The organism is Variovorax sp. 3319 (assembly GCF_031456585.1).
In the GTDB taxonomy this organism is placed as follows: domain Bacteria; phylum Pseudomonadota; class Gammaproteobacteria; order Burkholderiales; family Burkholderiaceae_C; genus Variovorax; species Variovorax paradoxus_P.
The window spans coordinates 423,806-447,944 of record NZ_JAVDUZ010000001.1 but is presented as its reverse complement, the minus strand read 5'-3'; the positions used below and the strand labels follow the sequence as shown (position 1 = coordinate 447,944).

The following is a 24,139-nucleotide window of genomic DNA, read 5'->3' as shown; positions in this document are numbered from 1 at the left end:
TGATTCAACTGTGCCTGCGTTGGCCCACCTGGCTTTTGCCAGCGGCCTCGGGCATTGAGTCATCCGCACCGCGCGCCACCATTGCGCAACCAGCTATCAATAAGATAGCTGCTCAACACCGAATCTGGCTCGCGCCCATCCACGCGCCCCCACCCCGGCTGTCTTCTTGAGCTGACGCTCAAGAGGCCTGATCGCGCTTGCCGCGACAGTGACAGCATCCGGGGCCAAGCGGCAATTCCCCTCGTTTCGCGGGCGTCGTCCGTGCATCGTTGGCCCGTCATGGGCCTGTAGAACGATACATATAAGGACAACGCATCATGAAGCGGATGCTGATCAATGCCACGCAGGCCGAAGAACGCCGCCTGGCCATCGTCGACGGGCAAAAGCTCCTCGACTACGAAATCGAGATCGAAGGGCGCGAACAGCGCAAGGGCAATATCTACAAGGCAGTCGTCACGCGCGTCGAGCCCTCGCTGGAAGCCTGTTTCGTCGACTACGGCGAAGACCGCCACGGCTTCCTGCCGTTCAAGGAAATCTCGAAGCAATACTTTGCCGAAGGCGTTTCCGCCAATCAGGCACGTATCCAGGACGTCATCAAGGAAGGCCAGGAACTCACCGTCCAGGTCGAGAAGGAAGAACGCGGCAACAAGGGCGCGGCCCTCACTACCTTCATTTCGCTGGCCGGCCGTTATGTGGTGCTGATGCCAAACAACCCGCGCGGCGGCGGCGTGAGCCGGCGCATCGAGGGCGACGACCGCGCCGAGCTCAAAGAGGCGATGGACCAGCTCGAGTACCCCAAGGGCATGAGCATCATCGCGCGCACCGCCGGCATCGGCCGCTCGGCGCCCGAACTCCAGTGGGACCTGAACTACCTGCTCAAGCTCTGGACCGCCATCGACGGTGCGGCCAAGGGCGGCAAGGGCGCCTTCCTGATCTATCAGGAATCGTCGCTCGTCATTCGCGCCATTCGTGACTATTTCAATCACGACATCGGCGACATCCTGATCGACACCGACGACATCTACGACCAGGCGCAGCAGTTCATGGCGCACGTCATGCCCGAGCATGCCGCCCGCGTGAAGCGCTACCGCGACGACGCCGCGCTGTTCAGCCGCTTCCAGATCGAGCACCAGATCGAATCGGCCTATGCCCGCACCGTGCAGCTGCCCTCGGGCGGCGCCATCGTGATCGACCACACAGAGGCACTGGTTTCGGTCGACGTCAACTCCGCCCGCGCCATCAAGGGCGGCGACATCGAAGAAACCGCCACCCGCACCAACCTCGAAGCCGCCGACGAAGTGGCCCGCCAGATGCGCCTGCGCGACCTGGGCGGCCTGATCGTCATCGACTTCATCGACATGGACGAGTCGAAGAACCGCCGCGAAGTCGAAAGCCGCCTGCGCGACGCGCTGCGCCAGGATCGCGCCCGCGTCCAGTTCGGCTCGATCAGCAAGTTCGGCCTGATGGAAATGAGCCGCCAGCGCCTGAAGCCGGCGCTCAGCGAAGGATCGTCGATTCCCTGCCCCCGCTGCGGCGGCTCGGGCCACATCCGCGACACCGAATCGAGCGCGCTGCAAATCCTGCGCGTCATCCAGGAAGAGTGCCTGAAGGACAACACGGCCGCCGTGCACGTTCAGGTGCCGGTCGAAGTGGCATCGTTCCTGCTGAACGAAAAGCGCCCCGAAATCGCCAAGATCGAGCTCAAGCAACGCGTCACCGTGCTGATGGTGCCCAACAAGACGCTCGAAACGCCCAACTACAAGCTCGAGCGCCTGAAGCACGACGACCCGCGCCTCGACCACATCGAAGCCAGCTACAAGATGGCCGACGAGATCGAAGATCCGACGGCCGTCACGCGCCGCTCGCAAGAACCCACCAACAAGCAGACGCCGGTCATCAAGGGCGTGCTGCCCGACGCGCCGGCGCCCGTGGTGCCTCCCAAGCCCGAAGCAGTGCGCGCACCCGCCGTTGCTCCGGCACCGGTCGCGCCGCCAGTGGCAAGCGCCCCCGCGCCGGCCGAAATGGGCTTCTTTGCCCGCATCAAGAGCTGGTTCGCCGGCACGCCGGCTCCGGCCCCCGCGCCGGCCGTGATTCCGGTCGAAGCTCCAAAGCCCGCGCGCCGTGACGGCGGCCGGGGCGGCCGCGACGGCGAAGCACGCGGATCCCGCGATGGCGAACAGCGCCGCGGTGGCCGCGGCGGCGAAGGCCGCAGCGAAAACGGTGCACGCGCCGGCGGCCGCGACGGCGAACGCCGCGGCGGCCGTGGCGGCGAGCGCCGTGGCGAAGGACGTGAAGGCCGTGAAGGCCGCAGCAGCGAACTGCGCAACGACGCCGCACAGCAGCCGCGCGAACAGCGCGAGCAACGCGAACCCCGCGAGGCACGCGGTCCGCGCGAGGGCGAACAACGCCGTGGTGGCCGCGGCGAGCGCCGCGAAGGCGAAGGCCGCGAAGCGCGCCCGGTGTCGGCCGAACTGATCGACGGCAACCTCGACGCGCAGCAACTCGCACCCGGCGCCACTGCCGGCAACGACGAAGGCGCCTCGGCAGAACGCGCACCGCGTGCCCGCGGCGAACGCCGCGAACGTGGCGAGCGCGGCGACCGTGCTGATCGCGGCGAACGCAGCGAACAGCGCAATGGCAGCGATGCACCGCGTGAGGCTTCGGGCAGCGACAACGCGGCCGCACAAGACGATTCGCAAGCCGAACGCGCACCGCGCAACGGCCGTGAAGAGCGAGGCCAGCGCGGCGAGCGCAACGACGGCCGCCGCGAACGCCGCGGCGAAGGCCAGCCGCGTTTCGCAAACGGCGAAGTACAGGGCGAAGCACGGGCACCTGCCGACGAGGCAACCAATGCCATCGCTTCAGGCGCTGAAGGCGAAGGCAATGCCAACGAGCAGGCACCGCGCCGTGAAGGCGACGAGCGCCGCGGCCGTTCGCGCGACCGTTACGGCCGCGATCGCCGTGAACGCGGACCGCGCGACGAAAGCGAAGCCAACGTGGCCGGCGGATCGGCCGACAACGCATTCGCGGCCGAGCCCAATGAAGCCCGCACTGCAATGCCCGAAGAAGAAGCGCGTGCACCCGCACCGCGGAGCTACTTCGACCGCCCTGCAGCGGCGCCTGCACCCGTTGCTGCTCCGGTGGCACCTGTGCAAGCCGTTGAACCCGTGGAAGTTGTTGCACCGGCGGCAAACCTCGCTCCCGCACCCGTCGTGGCGCCCATCGCCGTCGAGAAGAGCACCGGCAGCAAGCCCGCCGCCAACGGCCGTGCCCTGCTGCCGAAGGTGCAGCCCTTCGAACTGCCGCTGAACGAACTCGCGCAAATCGCCGAGAGCTCGGGTCTGCAGTGGGTCAACTCGGACGCCGAGCGCATCGCGCAGGCCCGCGCAGCCATTGCGGCCGAGCCAAAGCCGGTGCACGTGCCGCGCGAACGCCCGCCCGCAATCACGCTCGACGAAGGTCCGCTGGTGCTGGTTGAAACTCGCCGCGAACTCAGCGCGATGACGCTGCCATTCGAGAAGGCATCGACCGACGCTCAAGGCGTGAACTGAAGACGCTCAGGCCCTCGGGCCTGACAGCAATAAAAACGGCGCCAATTGGCGCCGTTTTTTTATGGGGAACGAAGGGATACCTGCCTGCAACAACGACCCGCAGCAGCCGCTACGCCGCAAGCAAATGCTCAGGCCTTCTCGACCTGCGCAGCCCTCTTCCACGCTGCTGCAGCCTGCTCCGCGTCTCCACGGGCCTCGGCCAGTTCGGCCAGCGCAAGCCATGCACGGCGATAAAGCTCCGTGTCCTGCAAACCCAGGCCCGCTTGCATGAGCAACTGCTGGGCCTTGCCCCACAGCTGCCGCTTCATGCAGGCCATGCCGGCAAGGTATTGCAGGTTGGGATCGCTCGGGTTGTTGCGTTGCGCCGTTTCAATGCGGGCAAGCCAATCGGCATCCACCGAATCGAGCCCCGCCTCGAGCGCGCGTGCCAGCCTTACGCGCAATGCGTCGCCCAGGCCGCGCGGCTGCGAGACCATGCGTTCCCATGCGGGCAGCAGCCAGCCGCGGGCCAAGGCAAGATCGCCGCGCAAGGCCACCATTCGCTGGGCGGCGTGAATTGCCACCTCTGGCATCTCGCGCTCGGTGGCATCAAGCTCACCCCAGGCGCGAAGCAATTGCGCCGGGTCATGCGCACTGCCCAATAGTTCGGTGGCCAGGCCGCGCACGATGCTCTGCGCCGCAGCGTCGGAAAAGGCCCGGTGCTTGGCGAGCAGGCGTGCGGTTTCCAGCGCTTCAAGCGTGCGCCGGTCCTGGCGGGCCGCCTTCAGCCGAATGCGCAGCGCCAGCGTTCGCCGCTGCACACCCTGGGGCAGCTCTTCGAGCCGGGCCAGTGCGCCTGCGGGATCGTGGTCTTCAAGTGCCCAGCGAGCGGCGCGCAGCTGCACGCCCTCGCGCGTCTCGGGGCTGGCGAGCACTGTCCGGTCGACGCTTTCGTTGAGCGCCTGCTGCAGATGGGCATCGCGCGCCGGCCGGTCTTGCAACGCCTGCGCGCTCTCGGCGGCCAGCAAATGCGAGATCACCCGAACCTGCTGCGCCTGCGGCAGGTCGGCTCCGAGGGCGGACAGCGTTTTTTCTTGCACCAGTGCAGCTTGTGCAGCCTTGCGCGCACGCGAGAAACGGCCTGACAGCAGTTGCACCATTGCATCGAGCAAAGCCGAATGCAGGGTGCGCTCCTTTTGCTGCAGCCGCCACTGCCGAGCCTGGGTCGGAAGAGAGAAAAGCGCCGCAAGGCCCCGCAACGCAAGATGCAGCAGGACGAAGGCGCCCAGCAAAATGACCAGCACCAGGTTGAGCGAGAGATCGACGCGCCAAGGGGGCCAGAAAACGGTGATGGTGCCCTGGTTGTTCCCCGCGAACAGCGCCACCGCCGCGGCAATGGCGAACAGCGCCAGAAGCCAGAGTGCTGCCCGCATGATCAGCGCCCTGCCGCTGCGGTTGCCAGCGCGGCCAGCGTGTCGTCGATGCGCGGAGGCTCGGAGGATCTCACCTGTGACTGGAGCTGTTGCAAAAGCGTGGCGGCCGCTTGCGTGCGCCGCGACGCGGGATCGAAATAGCGGTTCAGCGATGCGGAAACCGTAGCGAGGTCGGTGCGCGCGGCATCCACCTGGCGCGACAGCAATGAAAGCCGCGCATTGAGCAGCTTGAGCTTGAGGTTCTCGCGCAGAAAATAGGTCTGGTCTGGCGCCAGCAGCACAGCTTCGGGGCGCTCGATGCGGCCAACGCGCACCAGCGACCGCAGTTCGGCGCGCACCGTCAACAGCGCCCGCTCCCACCAGGCCGCATCGGCCGGAATCGGCTCGGGTTGCCACGCGTTGAGGCCGGAGCCGCGCATGGCGACCGCGTTGAGCGGCGGCAGATCGTCAACACTGCGCATCAACTCGTCGAGCTTTTGCAGCGCCTCGCCGCTGTCTGCACTTGCGCTGCTGCGCAGGCGGTCGGCGTCGCGCTGCATGGCACGCTGCAGCGGCGCGAGCCTCGGCTGCGCGGCGCGGGCAATGCGCAGGTCGCCGGACTTCAACGCCGCCAGCAAAGGCTCCACGCTGCCCGTGACCTGGGCTTGCTGCAGCGCAAGCCGCACGGCCGATTCGATATCGACCACCAGGTTCTCGTCGCGCGAACGCGAGAGGCTTTGCATGAGTTCTTCGAGCTGCGAGCGCTGCAGCGCGACTTCGGCAACGCGGGTTTCGGTGAGGGCGGCTCGCGCGGCGGTGTCGCGCACGGTGTCCATTGCCTGCCGCGCGAGCGTGCGCGCCTCGAGCGATTGGGCCTGCGCATCCGCGCTCTGGCGCGCCAACTGCTCTTGCATGCCGCTCACCTTTTGCCAAAGCGCGATCGCAATTGCCAGGGCCACCAGCGACACGAGAGCCAGCAGGCCGAAGCCGATACGGGAGAGCGTTTTTGCGGCGGCCGCCAGTGCTTCCGGCGACTGCGGCGCCGCAAGCGTTGCGGGCACCGGCGCGGCGGCAGATGGGGGGGACAAGTCGTCGGACGGAGACGCGGCACTCATGAGAAGGATTCTATCGACGCGATCAACGCCTCAAGCTGGGGGTTGCACACGCGCACCGAAGCGAATCCCGCAGCGCGCGCGGCTTCGCCGATGCGTGCGTGCGTTGCCACCGCGCTGGCCGCCCGCCAGCTTGTTTCGGGCATTGCCAGCCGCAGATTGGCTATCGCCTCGGAGCTGCTGAACAGCCAGACCGCACGCCCTTCTGCACCGTCGAGTGCCAGCGCGCGCTCGTTGTCGCCAAAGGCCGGCGGCAGGCGGCGATAAGCGACCACGGTGTCGCGCAACCCATGCGCGGCATCGACTTCGTTCGCGAGCCAGTCGCGCCCCTTGGGGTTGCCCGCCGCGTCGCCGCCTCGCACGATCAGCACGCGCACGCCTTGCGAGACCTGTGCTCTTACCCTTTGCCACAGTGCTTCGGAGTCGAAGCTCACGGCATCGGGCGGCGGTGCATCGATGGCTTCTTCAGGCACGCCCGCCCGTCGAAGTGCGCGCGCCGTGCCGGGGCCCGTGGCCCAGAAGCGCGGACCCGGCGCAACGGCATTCTTTTCTGCGTTTTCCGCGTAGAGGAAGAAGTGCTCGACGGCAGCCGCACTCACGAACATCAGGGCGGCGTAGTCCGAAATGCGGCGCCATGCGGCCCGCAGGGGTTCAGCATCGGCGGCCGGTTCGATGGCGATCAGCGGCAGCGCCGTTGCAGCCAATCCGGCAGCCCGAAAGTCGCCCACCCACTGCGCGGCCTCGCGCGCCGGCCGCGTGACGATGACGGGCTTGGCAGCCATCTGTCTGTCGGCCGCGCTCAGTGCGCGCCGGCGTCGCGCAGCAGGGCGGCGGCTCGTTCGCCGAGGGCTCCGGCCTGCGCAAAATCGGCCGCTTCGGCCTGCGCGTGAATCCGTACCAGCGGGGCGTTTCCTTCGGGGTCGCCCCAGGCGGCGTCGATGCGCAACATGCCGTCCACCTGCCAACGCGCATGCGCCGCCAGCGGCATCGAGCAGCTGCCGCCCATCGAGCGGCTCACCGCGCGTTCGGCGGCGGTGGCCAGCCAGTCGCTGCGGTACGACAGAGGCGCGAGCAATGCGATCAGATCGGCACGGTCGGCCCGCACCTCGATGCCGAGTGCGCCCTGCCCTGCGGCCGGCAGCATGGTGTCGGGATCGAATGCCACCCGGATGCGCTCTTCCAGGCCAAGCCGCTTGAGCCCGGCCGCCGCCAGCACGATGGCGTCGTACTGGCCTTCGTCGAGCTTGCGCAGCCGGGTGTCCAGGTTGCCTCGCAGCGGCTCTATGCGCAGGTCGGGCCGCATTGCGCGCAGCAGCACCACGCGCCGAAGGCTGGAGGTGCCCACGACCGCCCCCTGCGGCAGCTCTTCAATCGAGGCATACCGCGGCGACACCAGCGCGTCTCGCGGGTCTTCGCGCTCCAGCACGCAGGCCAGCACAAAGCCCTCGGGCAAATCCATCGGCACGTCCTTGAGCGAATGAACCGCGATGTCGGCGCGGCCCTCCTCCAGGGCGAGTTCGAGTTCTTTCACGAAGAGGCCCTTGCCGCCCACCTTGCTGAGCGACTTGTCCAGGATCTGGTCGCCCCGCGTGGTCATTCCCAGCAGGCTGACCGTGTGGCCTCTTTCTTGCAGCAGCGCTTGCACGTGTTCGGCTTGCCACAGGGCCAGCCGGCTTTCGCGCGTGGCGATCACGATGTTGCTCAAGATCGCTCCCAAAAAGTACATGTTTCAGACCGCCGGAATGCTAGCATGTTGCGCCGCAGCAACGCAGGCGACGTCTCCTTTCTAGTCCAGGAAAAACATCGAATGAAAGCCAGCAAGACTCCTGCGCCCGCCAAGCGCCGGCAAGCCGAAGACCAGCCACTGATCGACGACATCCGGCTGTTGGGCCGAATCCTCGGCGACGTCATCCGCGAGCAGGAGGGCGAAGAGAGCTATGCACTGGTCGAAAAGATTCGAACGCTCTCGGTGGCTTTTCGCCGCGACGCAGACCATGCGGCCGACCGCGCTCTCAAGAACCTGCTCAAGGGCCTGAGCGCGGCCGAAACGGTGCGCGTGATTCGCGCCTTCACCTACTTCAGCCACCTGGCCAACCTGGCGGAAGACCGGCACCTGATTCGCCGCCGTACCGAGGCCGAGCGTGCCGGCGAGAACGCCGATGGCGATCTGCAGACTGCGCTTGCGCGCATTCGCAAGGCCGGCGTCAAGCCCGATGAGGTGGTGGCGTCTCTTGCGCACAGCTATGTGTCGCCGGTGCTCACCGCACACCCCACCGAAGTGCAACGCAAGAGCATCCTCGACGCGGAGCGCGCCATTGCGCAGCTGCTCACCACGCGCGACGAAATCAAGCTACGCCAGAGCGCCTACGCGGGCGGCAAAGACGCGCTCACGCCGCTCGAGTTTGCAGAGAACGAAACGCAGATGCGCATCCGCGTGACGCAGATCTGGCAGACGCGCCTTTTGCGCTTCTCCAAGCTCACCGTGGCCGACGAAATCGAAAACGCGCTGAGCTATTACGAAGCCACCTTCCTGCGCGAAATACCGCGCGTCTATGCCGACCTGGAAAAGACACTGGGCCAGAACGGCGTCGTGCCTTCGGTCGCCCCCTTCCTGCGCATGGGGCAGTGGATCGGCGGCGACCGGGACGGCAACCCCAACGTCACGGCCGAAACGCTCGAGTACGCATTGCGCCGACAGGCCGAGCTGGCGTTGCGCCACTACCTGACAGAGGTTCACTACCTCGGCGGGGAACTCTCGCTTTCGGCCACGCTGGTGGATGTGTCGGTCGAGATGCAGGCGCTGGCCGAGCGCTCGCCGGACACCAGCGAGCACCGCAAGGACGAGCCCTACCGGCGCGCACTCACCGGCGTGTATGCGCGCCTGGCGGCCACGCTGCGCGACCTTACCGGCGGCGAGGCTGCGCGCCACGCGGTGCCGCCGCAAAACCCCTACACCGCAGCCGAAGAATTCCTGGCCGACCTTCGCACCGTGGAAGAGTCGCTCAATGAAAAACACGGCAGCGTGCTCGCCGCACCGCGCCTGCGGCCCTTGATCCGGGCGGTGGAAGTGTTCGGTTTTCACCTGGCCACGGTCGACCTGCGCCAGAGCTCCGACAAGCACGAGGCCGTGATTGCCGAGCTGCTTGCCACCGCACGCATCGAGCCTTCGTATGCGTCGCTGGCCGAAGAAGCCAAGCAGCAGTTGCTGCTCAAGCTGCTCGACGACGCACGCCCGCTGCGTGTGCCCGATGCCGAATATTCGCCGCTTGCGAAGAGTGAACTCGCGATCTTCGCCGCCGCACGCACCGCGCGTGCACGCTACGGCGCGGCGGCCATCCGCCACTACATCATCAGCCACACCGAAACGGTGAGCGACCTGCTCGAAGCCTTGCTGCTGCAAAAAGAAGTGGGCCTGCTGCGCGGTGCAATGAACAGCAATGCAACCTGCGACCTGATCGTCGTGCCGCTGTTCGAAACCATCGAAGACCTGCGCAATGCCGCCCCTATCGTTCGCGCCTTCTACGCCCTGCCCGGCATTGCACAGCTGATCGAGCGCTCCGGCGCTGAGCAGGACGTGATGCTCGGCTACAGCGACAGCAACAAGGATGGCGGCATCTTCACCAGCAACTGGGAGCTCTACCGCGCCGGCATTGCACTGGTGTCGCTGTTCGACGAACTCAACAAGAAAAAGAAAACCAACCCCATTCGCCTGCGCATGTTCCATGGGCGCGGCGGCACGGTGGGGCGCGGCGGCGGTCCGAGCTACCAAGCCATCCTTGCGCAGCCGCCAGGAACGGTGCGCGGCCAGATCCGCCTTACCGAACAGGGCGAGGTCATCGGCTCGAAGTACGCCAACCGCGAGATCGGCCGCCGCAACCTCGAGACGCTGGTGGCCGCCACGCTCGAAGCCACGCTGCTGCCGCAGGGCAAGTCGGCACCCGCCACTTTTCTTTCGGCGGCTTCCGAGCTGTCGACAGCAAGCATGGCGGCGTACCGCAAGCTGGTTTATGAAACCCCGGGCTTCGGCGACTATTTCTTCGGCTCCACACCTATCCGCGAGATTGCCGAACTCAACATCGGCTCGCGTCCGGCCTCGCGCAACCCAAGCCACAAGATCGACGACCTGCGTGCTGTGCCATGGAGCTTCAGCTGGGGGCAATGCCGCCTCACCATACCCGGCTGGTTCGGTTTTGGCTCGGGCGTAGACGAGTTCCTGGCATCCGCCGGAACACCGGCAGCGCGCAAGGAACGCGTGGCGCTGCTGCGCCGCATGTACGAGCAGTGGCCGTTCTTTCGCACCCTGCTCTCCAACATGGACATGGTGCTCGCCAAGAGCGACCTTGCCCTGGCATCGCGCTACGCCGAACTGGTAGGCGACCGCAAGCTGCGCCAGAAGGTGTTCTCGATGATCGACACCGAATGGCATCGCACTTCCGATGCGCTCACGCTCATTACCGGCGCAAAGCAGCGGCTCGAAGGCAATGCCGAAATGCAGCGCTCGGTGCGCCATCGCTTTCCGTACATCGATCCGCTGCATCACCTGCAGGTCGAGCTGATGCGGCGCTACCGTGCGGGCGAAGGCGGCGAGCGGCTGCAGCGGGGCATTCACATCTCGATCAACGGCGTGGCGGCTGGCCTGCGCAACACGGGCTGATGCGAATGAACTCACAGGCAACCGCTCCGGCATGAGCAGCACCATCCAGGCCCGCCGCAAGCTCATCGTCGCGATCCTGCTTTGCGTGGCGGTCGGTGGCGCCGTCGTGCGGCACTACGCAACACCGGGCTCCACCACGCGCGACATCGGCACGCTGCTGATGGTGTTGTGGGTGCCCATCATCGGCAACGTCATCGCCTGGCTCATCGGCAAATTGCCCCGGCGCGCACCGCCTGCCGAGCCCGCCACGTTCGACACGGCAAGCACGTTCACGCCGCACCTGCGCGTAGAGCTCACGCTGCGCCCGCCCGCGCTTCCTTCGCACGACGTGCCGCTGGCCCCCGGTGAGTACCGCTGCGCGCTGGTGGTCGACAACGAAGGCTTTTCCGCGCGCTGGCTCGTGCCCCACGGCAAGCAGCTCGAACGCGGAAAGGCGCACGCGCTCGATGTCGAATTGCTGTCCCCCGGCGTGGCAAGCGCGCGATTTCCCGAGGGTGGGGCCTTTCGTGTTCTGGTCGGCGACTCGTTCATCGCCGACGGCCGGGTGCTGCAACAGCACGCGCCAGCCATCTGACCCCGCGCTGAATACCGGCGATTGTTCGCCGACGGGAAACTGACTACTGCTGGCAAGGCCCTTTGTGAAAGACCTGTCCGCTTCGACACTGGATGGCCTTCCGCAAACAAACGCATCGGTGCGCGCTTTTTGGCCGATGCGACTCCAGGACCTTTCTCATGATGAATTCACCCAGCAGCAACCCCTGCGTGGACGATCTGGCGCGCGAGCCGGCCAGGACCAACCGCTCCGCCTGGCTTGCCGTGAGCTCGATTGCCGTCGGCACCTTCGCAATGGTCTCGACCGAGTTCATGCCCATCGGCCTCCTGACCGACATCGCCCGCGGGCTCAACGTGTCGGACGGCACCGCCGGACTGATGATCACCATGCCCGGCGTCCTCGCGGCCTTCGCAGGCCCCGCGCTGATCGTTGCTTCAGGCCGGCTCGACCGGCGCACCGTGCTGATCGCGCTCACCACGCTGCTTATCGCCTCGAACCTGCTTGCCGCCTTTGCACCCAACTTCGCCACGATGCTGGTCGCCCGGCTCCTGCTGGGCCTGTGCGTGGGCGGCTTCTGGACCTTTGCGCCCGCTGCCGCCACCCAGTTGGTGCCTGAAGCCTCGCAGGCACGGGCCATGTCGTTGGTGCTGGCGGGCGTCTCCGCGGCCACGGTGCTCGGCGTACCCGCGGGGTCCCTCCTTGGCACGCTCTTCGGCTGGCGCGCATCGTTCGCGGTGACCGGCGCGCTTGCCGCATTCGTGTTGCTCGTGCAGCTGTGGCTGTTGCCCGCCATACCGCCGGTGCGTGCCATTGGTGCGCGCGACCTGCTCACGCCGTTGACCCGCCGCATGGCGCAAGTGGGCTTGCTCGCGGTGCTGTTCTTCATTGCGGGCCACTTTGCGGCCTACACCTACCTGAAGCCGCTGCTGCAGCAGGTGTTCGGCCTGGCGCCGCATTCGGTCTCGACACTGCTGCTGGTGTATGGCGCCGTTGGCTTCATCGGCACCTTCCTTGGTGGCAGCCTGATGGCACGCAGCGTGCGCGGCACCACCCTGCTCGCAGCGCTCATGCTCGCAACGGCACTGTTGCTCTCCACGGTCATCGGAACCGGCTTCGTCGCGGGCGCGGTCGTGGTCTTTATCTGGGGCGTGGCGTTCGGCCTGATTCCAGTGGCGCTCACCGGCTGGATGATGGCAGCCGTACCCGACGCCCCCGAAGCCGGCCAGGCACTGCTCGTGAGCGGTTTCCAGGTGGCGATTGCCTCGGGCGCGCTGATCGGCGGCGTGACGGTCGACAACTTCGGCATCTCGAGCGCCATGGTGCTCAGCGGCGCGCTGGTGCTGGTTGCCGCGTTGATTGTCGGCACGCTGGGACGTACGCGTAACGGCGGGGCGCTGGCTACTTCTTCTGCGTCTTCGACTTTTTCGCCGGAGTAACCAGGCTCCCCTTCTTGCCCGCTGCAAGAATTGCATCGAGCACCACGCGCAAGGCCTTGCTGACCGGCTTGTCACGCCGGATCACGATGGCCAGCGTGCGGTGCATGCCGGGCTCCAGGCGGCTCGTCTTCAAATCGGGGTGGGCGCCACGGCCCGCCATGGACATTCGCGGCACGATGCCGTAGCCCAGCCCCGCCGCCACCATCTCCTTCATTGCCTCCACGCTGCCCAGCTCCATGACGGGCTGCGGCTGCAGGCCTTCAGCGGCAAACCACCGGTCGACCAGCTTGCGCGTGTTGGCGGCGGGTTCGAACAGCACCAGCGGCAGTGCAGCAAGGTCGCCGGGCCCCACACGGGCCTTCAGCGGCGCGAGATCGCTGCGGCCGATGGCGACGAACTCGTCGTCGAGCACCGGCATCACGCTCAGCGAGCGCCCTGCTGCCGGCAATGTGACCAATGCCAGGTCGATGCTGTTTTCTTCGACCTTGCGCACCTGGTCGTCGGTGTTGCCGGTACTCACCACGATGCTGAGCGCCGGAAACTGTTCGCGCAGGCTGCGCAGCAATGCCGGCAAAAAATGCAGGCACGCCGTTGCGCCGGTGCCCAGGCGCACGCGGCCCGTCACGCCGCTGGTGTGGTCCGCCAAGGCGTCGATGGCGTTTTCCACTGCGGTTTCAATGTGCTGTGCATGCTGCAAAAGTGCAATACCGGCCGGCGTGGCCTTGGCTCGCCTGCCCACACGTTCCACGAGGCGCACCGCCAGCTTGCGCTCCAGCTGGCGGATCTGCAGGCTCACCGCAGGCTGCGTCAGGCCGAGCCGGTCGGCTGCAGCGGAGAAGCTGCCGGTTTCGATCACCAGCCCGAAAGACTTCAGCTGGTCGAGGTTCAGTGTCTTGTTCAAAGTATTTCTTATGCTTTGCATAGGCGACCGAAGCTTCACTTATCTCTGCAGGAGCGTCAAGATCCGGCGCATGCCCTCACAGCCCAACGCCGCTACCTCCATTGAAATCCTCGGCGCCGAGCCGCACCACATGCCCGCGGTGCAGGCCATCTACAGCCACTACGTGCTGCACGACCTGTGCTCTTTCGAAGAAGAAGTGCCCGCCGTGCAGCAGATGCAGGCACGGCGCACCGACGTTCTTGCGCGCGGCCTGCCTTACCTCGTGGCACTGAAAGGCGGCGAGGTGGCCGGCTATGCCTATGCCAGCCCCTACCGCAGCCGCTCCGCCTACCGCCACACGGTCGAAGATTCGGTCTACGTCTCCCAAGGCATGCAGGGCCATGGCATTGGCAAGGCCTTGCTCCAGGCAGTGATCCAGCGTTGTGCCGAAAGCGGCTTTACGCAAATGGTTGCGGTGGTGGGCAACAGTGCCAACGCCGGATCGCAACGCCTGCACGAAAGCCTTGGCTTCGAAACTGTGGGCGTGCTGCGCAACGTCGGCTTCAAGTTCGGGCAGTGGGTAGACACCGTGCTCATGCAACGTGCACTGCGCTGAGGCAGCGCCCGCGCGCGGATGGCTGGCGCTGCTGTGCGCGAGCCGGCTGCTGCAGGCAATGATCGTTACCGCCTACTCCGGCGTGCTGCCCTTCATGATGGCCGACTGGCACATGACCGCAGCGCAGGCGGGCTCGATCCAGAGCGCCTGGCACGTGGGCTACATGAGTTCGTTGTTCGCGGTGGGGCTGCTGGCCGACCGCTTCGGCCCGCATCGCGTCTTCTTGATTGGCAGCGCCATCAGTGCGGTTGCGGCGGCGGCTTTCGCGGTCTTTGCGCACGACCGCCTTTCCGCGATGCTGCTCTACGGCTTGGCGGGCCTCTGCGCAGGCGCCTCGTACACGCCGGGGCTGCAACTCCTGGCGCGCAACGCCGAGCCTGCGGTGCGCGGTCGGGCGATGGGGCTCTTCCTCGGTTCGGCATCGTTGGGGTATGCGTTGTCGCTCGGGCTGGTGGCGGTCTTGAGCCATGTGCAGCACTGGCGGCTCGGCTTGTGGGCGGCAGCGGGTTGCACCTTTGCCGGCGCATTGCTCACCATGCCCGCGCTGCGGCGCATGCGCCCGCCCGCACCGCATGCCGGCGCAGCCGAACCGCGCGAAGGCACCTGGCACGCGCTGCGCGAAACAGTGCGAGACAAGCCCGCAATGGCCGGCAACTGGGCCTACGCATTTCACTGCTGGGAGCTGATGGCTCTGTGGGCATGGCTGCCCGCCTATCTCGTCGCATCGGCAGGCGGCAGTGCGCCGTGGCAAGGCGCGGGCATTGCGCTGGCCGCGCTGGCGCACCTGGCGAGCGTGTTCGGCAGCATTGCAGGCGGCGCGGCATCGGACCGGTTCGGCCGCGCGCGAATCATGATGGTCGCTACCGTTGCCAGCGTGTGCATGTCTTTCAGCTTCGGCTGGATGTGGACCTGGCCGCTGTGGTTGCTTGCAGCAATGGCCGCCACCTACAACCTGCTTGCCATCGCGGACTCGTCGGTCTATTCGACCGCGCTGGCCGACGTGGTGGCGCCGCACCGCCTGGGCGTGGCGTACTCGGTGCGATCGGTCATGGGCTTTGGAGCGGGTGCGCTGAGCCCCTGGGTATTCGGCCTCGCGCTGGACTGGGGCCAGTCGCGCTTCGGGCTGGGCAGCACCTACAGCTGGGTCGCGGCATGGAGCTCGGTCGGGCTCGGCGCGCTCGTGGGCCCCTGGATGATCGTGCGCTTCGCCAGGCTGCATCGAGCGCGCGTGCAGCCAGGTTGATGCGTGGCGCGCAAGCTGCCTATTCGCCCAGCAGTTCCCCGATGGGCTGCAGGTCTTCCACCCGGTCGCAGATCGACTTGATCACCATGGTGATGGGAATGCCCAGCAGCAGCCCCCACACACCCCACAGCCAACCCCAGAAGATCACGCCGACGAACACAGCCACCGGGTTCATGCGGCTGGTGCGGCTGGTAAGCCAAGGCAGCAGCAGGTTGCCCACCAGCGTGTGAATGAGCAACGACGTGCCGGCCACCAGCAGCCCCATTTGCAGAGTGTTGAACTGCAAAAACGCCACCAGCCCCGCAGCACCCATGACGATGACGGAGCCAATGTACGGAATGAGGTTGGTCACCGCCGCAACAATGCCCCACACCGCAGCGTTCTCGAGCCCCAAGGCCCAGAACGCGAGCCCCGTGGCAACACCGACCAGCGCGCTGGTGAGTATCTGCATCAGCAGGTAGCGCTCGATGTTGCGCGTGATGTCGTCCAGCACATGCACCGTGATCTTTTTCTTCTCGAGGCTGGGGCCGGTGATCTTGATCAGCTTGCGGCGGAACGTGTTGCCCGAGCACAGCGCAAAGAAGGTAAGAAAGGCCACCAGCGTGAACTGCCCCGCGGCGGCCAGCAGCCCGACGGTGCCGCTCCACAGGTACTCGCGCACGTTGAACGCCGGCCGCTCGATAACGACACGCGCCACGCCCTTGCGCGCCGCAACGCGGGCGGAGTTTTCTTCGGCCGCGCGTTCGAGCTGGGCAGCGGCCTGCTGCACGCTGTCCAGCGGCGTGGCGGTGGCGCTTTTGTTGCTGCGCGTTGCCTGCCGCAGCTTTTGCGCGGCGACCGGCAGTGCATCGAGAAGCTCCGAAGCGCTGCCCGAGAGCGAATAGCCCGTCCAGCCCAGCCCGCCCGTCAGGCCCAGCAGGATCACCGTCGCGCCGATCCAGCGAGGCACGTTCCAGCGTTCCAGCCGGTCGACCAACGGCGACAGCGCGTAGCTCAGCAGCAAGCTCACCATCAGCGGAATGAACACTGCAGCAGCCCATCTCAAGGCAAAGATACCGGCCAATATGGCAAGCACCACCAGCGAAGCGCTGCGCACATCGACGGGCATGTGCAGCATCATGCGCGGGGGTTCGGGCTCCGGTTCTGCTTCGGCCGCCGGTTCAGGTTTCGGTCCGGGCTCGCCGGCCGGCGCTTGCGCAACTGGAGCCGGCGCAGGTTCGGGCGGCAGTTCGGGAGGGGGTTCCACGGGCTCGGCTGTTCCCGGGGGAGGCTGCCCTGCCGTTGTCTCGGCGGCGGTTTTCTTGTGATCGGTCATCGGGCTTCCTTCAGCACTTCTCGCACTGCAGCCAGTTGCCGCCGCGAAACCGCGACGGGTTCGGGAACCGCGTCCAGGCGCAAGGCCCAGCCTTCGGCGTCTTCGCCGTCATCGTATTTCTCGAGCGCGCGAATGGCCGCGCGCGCCACCAGCGCATTGCGGTGCACGCGCAGAAAGTGCCCCGGGTAGCGCTCTTCGAACTCATTGAGCGAGCCGTCCAGGATGTGGCTGCGGGTGGCGGTGCGCACCGTGAGGTACTTGTACTCCGACTTCAGGTAGAGCACCTCCGAGAGCGGCACCCGCTCGGCGCGGCCCCTGTCCTGGATGAGCACGCTGTCTTGAACGGCGCTCGCCTGCAGCGCCCGTCGCTCCTTCAAGAAGCGCTCGGCCTTCTGCAGTGCCTGCTGCAGACGCTCGGCCCGCACCGGCTTGGTCAGGTAATCGACCGCATCGAGATCGAACGCTGTCACTGCGTGGGCCGCATGGGCGGTAACGAACACGACGGCCGGCGCGTCCGCGCGCTCGCGCAGCGTGCGCGCCACCTCGATGCCATCCACGCCCGGCATGTGAACGTCGAGCAGCACCAGGTCGAGCTCCATGCTCGCCAGGTATTGCTGCGCCTCGGCGCCCTGGGCGGCTTCGGCCACCACTTCGGCGTCCGGCGAGCGGCAGTCGCGCAGCAAGGTACGCAGGCGTGAACGCGCAAGGGTTTCGTCGTCGACGATCAGGGTCTTGAGGGTCATGATTCGGCGGGAATGGCAATGCGCACGCGGTAGTTCTTCTGGTCCATGCCGGCGCTGAACTGCATCTGCATGTCGTGCAGCAGCCGCAGCCGGTCTCGCACGTTGGCCAACGCAATACCGTGGCCGCGCGGCAAGGGCTCGTCGGCCCAGCGCAGGGGCGGCAGGCTGTTGACCACCTCTATCACCACCACGTCGCCGCGGCGCTCGGTGCGAATGCGCAGCCTGGCGCCTTCGGGGCTGGGCTCCACGCCGTGCTTGATGGCGTTTTCGACCAGCGGCTGCAGCAGCAGCGGCGGCAGGCGCGCGCTGCTGGCCGCCGCGTCGAGATCCCAGCGGATGCGCAAGCGGTCGCCAAAACGCACCTGCTCGATGGCAAGGTAGCGCTCGGCCAGCGCAATTTCGTCGGCCAGCGTTCCGGATTCGCCGGGGTCGGCCAGCGCCTGCCGAAAAAGCTCGGCCAGGTCTTCCAGCATGGTCTCGGCCTTGGCGGGCTCCTCGCGTACCAGCGCAATGGCGCTGTTGAGCGTGTTGAACAAAAAGTGCGGGCGGATGCGCGACTGCAGTTCTTCCAGCCGGGCGGTCATGGCGGCGGGCGTCTGGCCGCGCGCGCGCAGCACCATCGCGGCCATGACCATGCCGGCGATGAAAGCGCCCGCCACCGCGCTGGCAAGCCAGGGCGCCGTGCCCAGCACGCCGGTCAGGCGCAAAAGGCCGCAGCCGTAAAGGGATGAAATGGCGCCAAGGCTGGCACCGGCCGCGTACTGCGCCTGGCGCGGCAGGCGCCCGAGTGGCTTCTTCAGTGCGCAGGCAACCACCAGCCAGAGCAAGGTGGCAGGCAGCGCGCCCCCCGTGACGGTGGCGGTCTGCACCAGCCATTCGCCGGGGCCCGACGACACGAAGAGCGTGGCGGTCGCCACCAGCGCCTCCACGAAGAGAACCGTGCGCAGGACCACCCCGATCTGGCAGGCGTCGAACAGCCAGGAGCCGCCGCGCGCAGGCAAACGCCCTCTTTCCGGCGAGGACGGAGGCGTGGGGTTGGAGGTGGCCGATAAAATCGCCGGGTTGCGCATCACAGATACATTGGGTAACCAACCCATTATTGCCTCTCGAACGGCTCCCATGACTCAAAACCAACTCGACAAGAAATCCGAAGCCTGGTCGGCCCTGTTCTCCGAACCCATGAGCGACCTCGTGAAGCGCTACACCGCCAGCGTGTTCTTCGACAAGCGTCTGTGGCAGGCCGATATAGAGGGTTCGCTGGCGCATGCCGGCATGCTGGCCGCCCAAGGCATCATCGCCAAGCAGGACCACGCCGAAATCGAACGTGGGATGGCGCAGATTCGCGCTGAAATCGAATCGGGCGCCTTCGAGTGGAAACTCGACCTGGAAGACGTGCACCTGAACATCGAGGCCCGGCTCACCCAGCTCGTGGGCGACGCCGGCAAGCGCCTGCACACCGGCCGCAGCCGCAACGACCAGGTTGCCACCGACGTGCGCCTGTGGCTGCGCGGCGAAATCGACCTGATTGCCGAGTTGCTCGTGGCCCTGCAAGTCTCGCTGGTGGACATTGCCGAGAAGAACGTCGATGTCATCCTGCCCGGCTTCACGCACCTGCAGGTGGCGCAGCCGGTGAGCTTTGGCCACCACATGCTGGCCTATGTGGAAATGTTCAGCCGTGACGCCGAGCGCCTGCAAGATGTGCGCAAGCGCGTCAACCGCCTGCCGCTGGGCGCCGCCGCGCTGGCCGGCACCAGTTATCCGCTGGACCGCGAGCTTGTTGCCAAGACCCTGAAGATGGACGGCGTGTGCCAGAACAGCCTTGACGCCGTGAGCGACCGCGACTTTGCCATAGAGTTCACCGCCGCAGCCAGCCTGTGCATGGTGCATATCAGCCGCATGAGCGAAGAGCTCATTCTCTGGATGAGCCAGAACTTCGGGTTCATCCAGATTGCCGACCGCTTCACGACCGGCTCTTCGATCATGCCGCAGAAGAAAAACCCCGACGTGCCCGAGCTCGCACGCGGCAAGACCGGCCGCGTGGTCGGCCACCTGATGGCGCTCATCACCCTGATGAAGGGCCAGCCGCTCGCCTACAACAAGGACAACCAGGAAGACAAGGAGCCGCTGTTCGACACCGTCGACACGCTCAAGGACACCCTGCGCATCTTTGCCGAGATGATCGGCGGCATTACCGTGAAGCCCGAGGCCATGGAAGCCGCGGCCCTGCGCGGCTACGCCACCGCAACCGACCTGGCCGACTACCTCGTGAAGAAGGGCCTGCCCTTCCGCGACGCGCACGAAACCGTCGCGCACGCCGTCAAGGCCGCCACTTCGCACAAGGTCGATCTTGCCGAGCTGCCGCTTGCGGTGCTGCAGCAGTTCAACCCGAAGATCGAGAAGGACGTGTACGACGTGCTGAGCCTGCGCGGTTCGCTCAATGCGCGCAACATCCTCGGTGGCACCGCGCCGGCGCAAGTCAAGGCGCAAATCGCGCGCCATCGCGCACGGCTTGCCTGATCTTCAGGGCGCCACTTGTTCTACGCCATCCCGCTCGAGAATAAACCGAGCTGGCGCAACCCACCGTGGATGACGGTGCTGCTGATCCTCGTGAACATGATCGTGTTCTGGGGGCCGCAGCGCAGCGAAGAAAAGGCCGACGAGCGCGCGGCCCACTACTACGCGCACAGCGTGCTGCCCGAACTGGAGCTGCCGCCCTTCGTCGCGTGGCTCGAAGAAACGCGCTCGCCCCGTGCCAAGGCAGCCCAGCGGCTGCTGGCTCGCAAGGAAACGGGGCTGCTGCTCGACGGCATGGAGCGCGAGAAGACGTTCCTGCAAAAGCTGCGCGCAGATGGCGTGGTCACCCCCGCCAACCCACGGTACCCCGAGTGGAAGCGCGACCGGCAGCAATACGAATCGATGAAGCCCGCTCCGTTTACCGAACGCTGGGCGCAGGACTACACGAAGGACGCGGAATTCAAGCCCTGGACGTGGATTACCGCGGCCTTCCTGCATGGCAGCACCGGGCACCTGCTGGGCAACATGCTGTTCCTCTTCCTGTTCGGCTTTTCCGTCGAGCTGGCATTGGGCCGCGGCACCTACCTGAGCTTCTACATCCTGGGTGCGATAGGTGCCTCTGTGCTGGCCGACTGGGCCTATGCCGGCAAGGGCAGCTACGGGCTCGGCGCCTCGGGCGCGGTATCGGCGCTGATGGGCATGTACGCGGTGATGTACCGGCTGCGGCGCATCCGCTTCTTCTACCAGTTGTTCTTCTATTTCAACTACGTCACGGCGCCGGCGCTTCTGCTATTGCCCGCCTGGATTGCCAACGAATTGCTCCAGCATGCGGTAGGCGGTCAGGGCATTGCCTACATGGCGCACCTGGGCGGCCTTTTGACCGGCGCGGCGCTGATGGCCGGCGCCATGGCGCTGAACCGGGTCAAGACGCCGGAGACGGTTGCTTCGGAGCAATCGAACGGCGATGAAGAATTCAACGGCCACGTGGCCGCGGCACGCCGCCTGGGCGCCGCCATGAAGTTCGAGGCCGCTGCGGCTGAATGGCGCGCGGCCGCCGCATTGCAACCCGGCGACACCGACACGCTGCGCGCGTGGTTCAACACCGCGCGGCTGCAGCCCGCGAGCGAAGACTTTCACCAGGCCGCGCGCCGCATCTTCCGCCTGCCGGCCACCGACCCCGACACGCTGGCCCTGCAGCACGCCAGCTACACCACCTACCTCGACCAGGCAAAGCCCGGCGCGCGCCTGAAGCCCGACGACATGGCCCGCCTTGCGCGCCGCTTCACGCGCGTGCGCCAGTTCCAGGATGCCGACAAGCTGTGCCGCGCGCTGCTGAAAACTGCGCCGGACCATCCGGAACTGGCCGATACGCTGTCAGCCTGCGCCAACGGATTGCTGCATGCAGGCGAGCGCGACATGGCCAAGGGCTGGCTGCCGCATCTGCTGCGCCTCGCACCGAACGACATGGTGACGCGCGCGCTCGAGCGCGCCTGAAAACAGGCCGGTGGCCGCCTAGGCCGCCGGACGGAGCAGCCAGCGCACTTCCTGCGTCTGCTCGCTCTCCGGGTAACGCGACTCGAGCGTCTTCAGGATCGGCTGCGCCATATCGACGCGGCCCAGTCCCTGCACCAGCACCCGCGCCGCCAGTTCATAGGCCTGCGGAATGGCCGCATGCCCGCGAAAGCGCCGGTCGAAGCCCGACAGCAGCGCCAGTGCGGCATGCGCATCGCCGTTGCGCCATTCGGCTTTTGCCAGCGTCATGACGGTGGGCGCGTCGTCCAGCGCAAAGGCCTTGTCTTTCTCGCGGCAGGCCTTGAAGACCTTGAGCGCCTCCGAGGCCAGGTCGCGCCGCAGCAGCAGCGGAATGTAGCGGTGCGCATGGTCGAGCAAGGTGGCCGCCTTGTCGGGCATGAGCAGCAGCACGCGGTGGTAACGCCGCTGCGCCGCCAGGTCGTCGGGCGCCGCCACGCGCTGCGCTTCGTAGGCCACGCCAAGCGCGCCAGCCACGTCGCCGTCGGTTACCAGCTGCGCCACTTCGGCATCGGTACGCTGCGCGGCAATCTGCTCGGGCGTGCGGCGGTCCACCGGAGCGCCGTCGTCCACCCCGCCGCCGGGCAGCAGGTCGATGCCGAAGGCGTCATGGTGCTGGTACATCACGTAGCCCAGCAGGCTGGCCATGACCCAGCCGAAGTAGATGAACGCGAAATTGGCGATCGGCAGCACGATCAGGCCGTCGATCATCGGCAGCACCATGCCAATGGCAATCTGCGCACCCGCGCTCAACAGAAAGAGGAAGAAGCACAGCAGCGCATACGGCCAGCCGATGATGCGCATTGCATCCATCACGTGGCCCGGATTCATGGCCTGGAAAAAGCTGCCCGACTGCACCAGCACGATCACCGCAGCCGGAAAAGTGAACGACACCACGAACACCCCGACAGTACCCAGCACAGGCTCGTACCAGGCCAGCCAGCCGATCAGTGCGCCCTGCACCACCGAAATGGCAAACAGCTTCCACGGCAGGTTGACCCAGTCCTCGTTGAGCTCGCGCGGAAAGTCTTCCGAACGCCAGATGCCCCGCGAACCCAGCGCAGTGATCTTGAAGCCATAGCGGCTGGCCGCCAGCACGATGCCCAGCTCGATCACCATCAGCAACAGCCCCGGGTGCAGAAACGGAATGGCCTGAAACAACAGGCTGCTGAATGCAAGCAGCAGGCCGTACACGAACGGCCGCAGCTGGAGCGGGAAGGCGAAGAAGCTGTTGAGGCGGTGCCAGAAAGGCGGCGGGGCCGGCTGCGAGTCGTTGATGGCCATGATGGCGGCGCCCCGTGCTTACTTGAAGAAATCGCTTTGGCTCATGGCGCCGCGCCCGCCCAGGCGCACCACCGTGACGTCGTCGCTGCGTACCAGCCGCATCTGCCCCAGTTCGCGCTCCAGGCGCTGCGTGAAGCTGCTCTTGAACTGCATGGCCGCCTCGCCCATCTTCAGCACGCTGGTGCCTTCGACCGTGGCGCTCTTGCGGTCGCTGGCAACCTCGATGGTGTCGATGTGGTACTCGTACTCGATGGTGAGAATGCCGCCCATGCCCTCGCCCACCACCTCGAACATCTTGAAAGTCTTGCGCACGCCTTCGCAGGCCTGGTCGCGGTCGCTGGTGGTTTCCTGCGTTCGGCCCATCATGACGGTCTTGCTCTGGACCACGGCCTTCTTGCTGAGCTGCTTGCACAGCTTGTCCGCGTCACGCGAGTAGATGGCGTGGGCTTCCTTCTCGTAGTACGAGCGCACCATCGCTTCGTCGAGCTTGCGCCCGCCGATAAAGAAGTACCACGCCCCCACGCAGAGCGCGACAACGATCGCAATTTGCTTCATTCCCCGCCCGCACGCTGGTGCGCTCCGCTCCGATTTTGCGAAGCAGTATACGTTGCCGAATGTTTCCTGGAGCGGCTCGCGGGGCCTGAAAGCCGCTTAGACGGCGCGGTAGAAGATGTAGTCGGCCTGGTACTTGACGACCTGTTTCTCGCCCAAGTTCGAGGCTGCGCAAGCCGCGGCCGGTGCCACGCCGCCCCGGGTAGACACGCGCTGGATGTAGCTCACGCCCTGCATTGCGCCCATGCCCATGGCCGGGTTGGCCTTTACAAGCTGGTGGGGAATGTTGCCGCTACCGTTGGCTGCCACCGCCACTTGCGTGGCCGTCACCTTGGAGCCGTCCATGCTTTCCCAGGTGGCTGGCGGGCCGTAGTACTTGCCCACCTGCTTGCCGGCGCGGTCCATCAGCCTGGCGTCCGGGCCGACGAAGACCCATTCGTGCTGGCCGGGCATGTTGGCCTTGGCACGGCATTCGTAGGTAATGTCGCCCGCGCCCACCGTTTCCATCGCCACCGCGTGGCCGGCGGGCACCTTCACCGCATCGGGCAGCCCGGCCTGGGAATACATTGGAGGCTTGGCGCCCATGCCGGAACAGGCGGCAAGGCCCGCGGCCACTGCGGCGGTCGCGAGAACTGTCAAGGTGCGGATGGTCATGGTCGGTTCCTTTGTCGCAGAGCGAGAGATGAATGAAAAGGCGAGCCCGTGAAAAGGGCGAGTCCGTGCGTCGGCTCCCTGCGCCTGGACGGCCTCGCATGCTTCTACGCA

General features: G+C 66.5%; 19 protein-coding genes. 8 read left to right on the top strand and 11 right to left on the bottom strand.

What is annotated here, in order from left to right; genetic code table 11:
• Window positions 1-317: 317 nt before the first annotated feature.
• On the top strand, window positions 318-3,551 hold the full coding sequence (locus J2X67_RS02135; protein WP_309950068.1) for an Rne/Rng family ribonuclease: 3,234 nt from the start codon (window positions 318-320) through the stop codon (window positions 3,549-3,551).
• Window positions 3,552-3,679: 128 nt separating this feature from the next.
• On the opposite strand, the gene J2X67_RS02130 is transcribed toward J2X67_RS02135, so the two are convergent.
• From J2X67_RS02130 to hemC, 4 genes are read right to left on the bottom strand one after another with little or no spacing between them, the layout of a single operon-like run.
• A complete protein-coding gene (locus tag J2X67_RS02130) occupies window positions 3,680-4,963 on the bottom strand; it encodes a heme biosynthesis HemY N-terminal domain-containing protein (RefSeq protein ID WP_309950067.1) in 1,284 nt (427 codons plus the stop codon).
• A 2-nt stretch (window positions 4,964-4,965) separates the two neighbouring features.
• On the bottom strand, window positions 4,966-6,057 hold the full coding sequence (locus J2X67_RS02125; protein WP_309950066.1) for a uroporphyrinogen-III C-methyltransferase: 1,092 nt from the start codon (window positions 6,055-6,057) through the stop codon (window positions 4,966-4,968).
• The gene (locus J2X67_RS02120; protein WP_309950065.1) at window positions 6,054-6,836 is read right to left on the bottom strand and encodes a uroporphyrinogen-III synthase; all 783 of its coding nucleotides are present in this window, start codon (window positions 6,834-6,836) and stop codon (window positions 6,054-6,056) included. Before J2X67_RS02120 ends, J2X67_RS02125 begins: the two co-directional genes overlap by 4 nt.
• A 17-nt stretch (window positions 6,837-6,853) precedes the next feature.
• Window positions 6,854-7,780 (bottom strand): hydroxymethylbilane synthase, encoded by a 927-nt coding sequence (gene hemC, locus J2X67_RS02115; protein ID WP_309950063.1) that lies wholly within the window; start codon window positions 7,778-7,780, stop codon window positions 6,854-6,856.
• An 81-nt stretch (window positions 7,781-7,861) separates the two neighbouring features.
• Here hemC and ppc point away from each other — a divergent pair, with 81 nt between their 5' ends.
• The 3 genes from ppc (at window position 7,862) to J2X67_RS02100 (ending at window position 12,697) form a co-directional block, all read left to right on the top strand.
• Complete coding sequence (gene ppc, locus J2X67_RS02110; RefSeq protein ID WP_309950061.1) at window positions 7,862-10,708, top strand: phosphoenolpyruvate carboxylase; 2,847 nt, start codon at window positions 7,862-7,864, stop codon at window positions 10,706-10,708.
• A gap of 31 nt (window positions 10,709-10,739) precedes the next feature.
• Entirely contained in the window at window positions 10,740-11,282 is a 543-nt protein-coding gene (locus J2X67_RS02105; protein WP_309950059.1) for a hypothetical protein, read from the top strand.
• Between the two features lie 158 nt (window positions 11,283-11,440).
• The gene (locus J2X67_RS02100) at window positions 11,441-12,697 is read left to right on the top strand and encodes an MFS transporter (protein WP_309950056.1); all 1,257 of its coding nucleotides are present in this window, start codon (window positions 11,441-11,443) and stop codon (window positions 12,695-12,697) included.
• On the opposite strand, the gene J2X67_RS02095 is transcribed toward J2X67_RS02100, so the two are convergent.
• The gene (locus tag J2X67_RS02095; protein ID WP_309950055.1) at window positions 12,660-13,619 is read right to left on the bottom strand and encodes a LysR family transcriptional regulator; all 960 of its coding nucleotides are present in this window, start codon (window positions 13,617-13,619) and stop codon (window positions 12,660-12,662) included. The genes J2X67_RS02100 and J2X67_RS02095 overlap by 38 nt on opposite strands.
• 49 nt (window positions 13,620-13,668) lie before the next feature.
• Here J2X67_RS02095 and J2X67_RS02090 point away from each other — a divergent pair, with 49 nt between their 5' ends.
• Entirely contained in the window at window positions 13,669-14,193 is a 525-nt protein-coding gene (locus tag J2X67_RS02090; protein ID WP_309950053.1) for an N-acetyltransferase family protein, read from the top strand.
• Window positions 14,180-15,436, top strand: coding sequence for an MFS transporter (locus J2X67_RS02085; protein WP_309950051.1), 1,257 nt, complete (start codon window positions 14,180-14,182; stop codon window positions 15,434-15,436). Before J2X67_RS02090 ends, J2X67_RS02085 begins: the two co-directional genes overlap by 14 nt.
• Window positions 15,437-15,455: 19 nt before the next feature.
• Here J2X67_RS02085 and J2X67_RS02080 read toward each other — a convergent pair whose 3' ends face one another.
• From J2X67_RS02080 to J2X67_RS02070, 3 genes are read right to left on the bottom strand one after another with little or no spacing between them, the layout of a single operon-like run.
• Window positions 15,456-16,751 carry an AI-2E family transporter gene (locus J2X67_RS02080; protein ID WP_309950049.1) on the bottom strand — a complete coding sequence of 432 codons (1,296 nt, stop codon included), beginning with the start codon at window positions 16,749-16,751 and terminating at the stop codon, window positions 15,456-15,458.
• Window positions 16,748-17,494, bottom strand: a complete 747-nt coding sequence (locus tag J2X67_RS02075) for a LytTR family DNA-binding domain-containing protein (RefSeq protein WP_309950047.1) — start codon at window positions 17,492-17,494, stop codon at window positions 16,748-16,750. The genes J2X67_RS02080 and J2X67_RS02075 overlap by 4 nt, the downstream gene beginning before the upstream one ends.
• The gene (locus J2X67_RS02070; RefSeq protein WP_309950044.1) at window positions 17,491-18,591 is read right to left on the bottom strand and encodes a histidine kinase; all 1,101 of its coding nucleotides are present in this window, start codon (window positions 18,589-18,591) and stop codon (window positions 17,491-17,493) included. Before J2X67_RS02070 ends, J2X67_RS02075 begins: the two co-directional genes overlap by 4 nt.
• A gap of 22 nt (window positions 18,592-18,613) precedes the next feature.
• Here J2X67_RS02070 and argH point away from each other — a divergent pair, with 22 nt between their 5' ends.
• Both argH and J2X67_RS02060 read left to right on the top strand, forming a co-directional pair.
• Window positions 18,614-20,011, top strand: coding sequence for an argininosuccinate lyase (argH, locus tag J2X67_RS02065; protein WP_309950042.1), 1,398 nt, complete (start codon window positions 18,614-18,616; stop codon window positions 20,009-20,011).
• Between the two features lie 15 nt (window positions 20,012-20,026).
• Window positions 20,027-21,502 (top strand): rhomboid family intramembrane serine protease, encoded by a 1,476-nt coding sequence (locus J2X67_RS02060; RefSeq protein ID WP_309950040.1) that lies wholly within the window; start codon window positions 20,027-20,029, stop codon window positions 21,500-21,502.
• An 18-nt stretch (window positions 21,503-21,520) separates the two neighbouring features.
• Here the strand turns inward: J2X67_RS02060 and J2X67_RS02055 are convergent, their stop codons facing one another.
• The 3 genes from J2X67_RS02055 to J2X67_RS02045 form a co-directional block, all read right to left on the bottom strand.
• Window positions 21,521-22,822 carry a hypothetical protein gene (locus J2X67_RS02055; RefSeq protein WP_309950038.1) on the bottom strand — a complete coding sequence of 434 codons (1,302 nt, stop codon included), beginning with the start codon at window positions 22,820-22,822 and terminating at the stop codon, window positions 21,521-21,523.
• Window positions 22,823-22,840: 18 nt separating this feature from the next.
• Complete coding sequence (locus J2X67_RS02050; protein WP_309950035.1) at window positions 22,841-23,377, bottom strand: hypothetical protein; 537 nt, start codon at window positions 23,375-23,377, stop codon at window positions 22,841-22,843.
• A 96-nt stretch (window positions 23,378-23,473) separates the two neighbouring features.
• The gene (locus J2X67_RS02045) at window positions 23,474-24,028 is read right to left on the bottom strand and encodes a DUF3455 domain-containing protein (RefSeq protein WP_309950033.1); all 555 of its coding nucleotides are present in this window, start codon (window positions 24,026-24,028) and stop codon (window positions 23,474-23,476) included.
• Window positions 24,029-24,139: the final 111 nt, after the last annotated feature.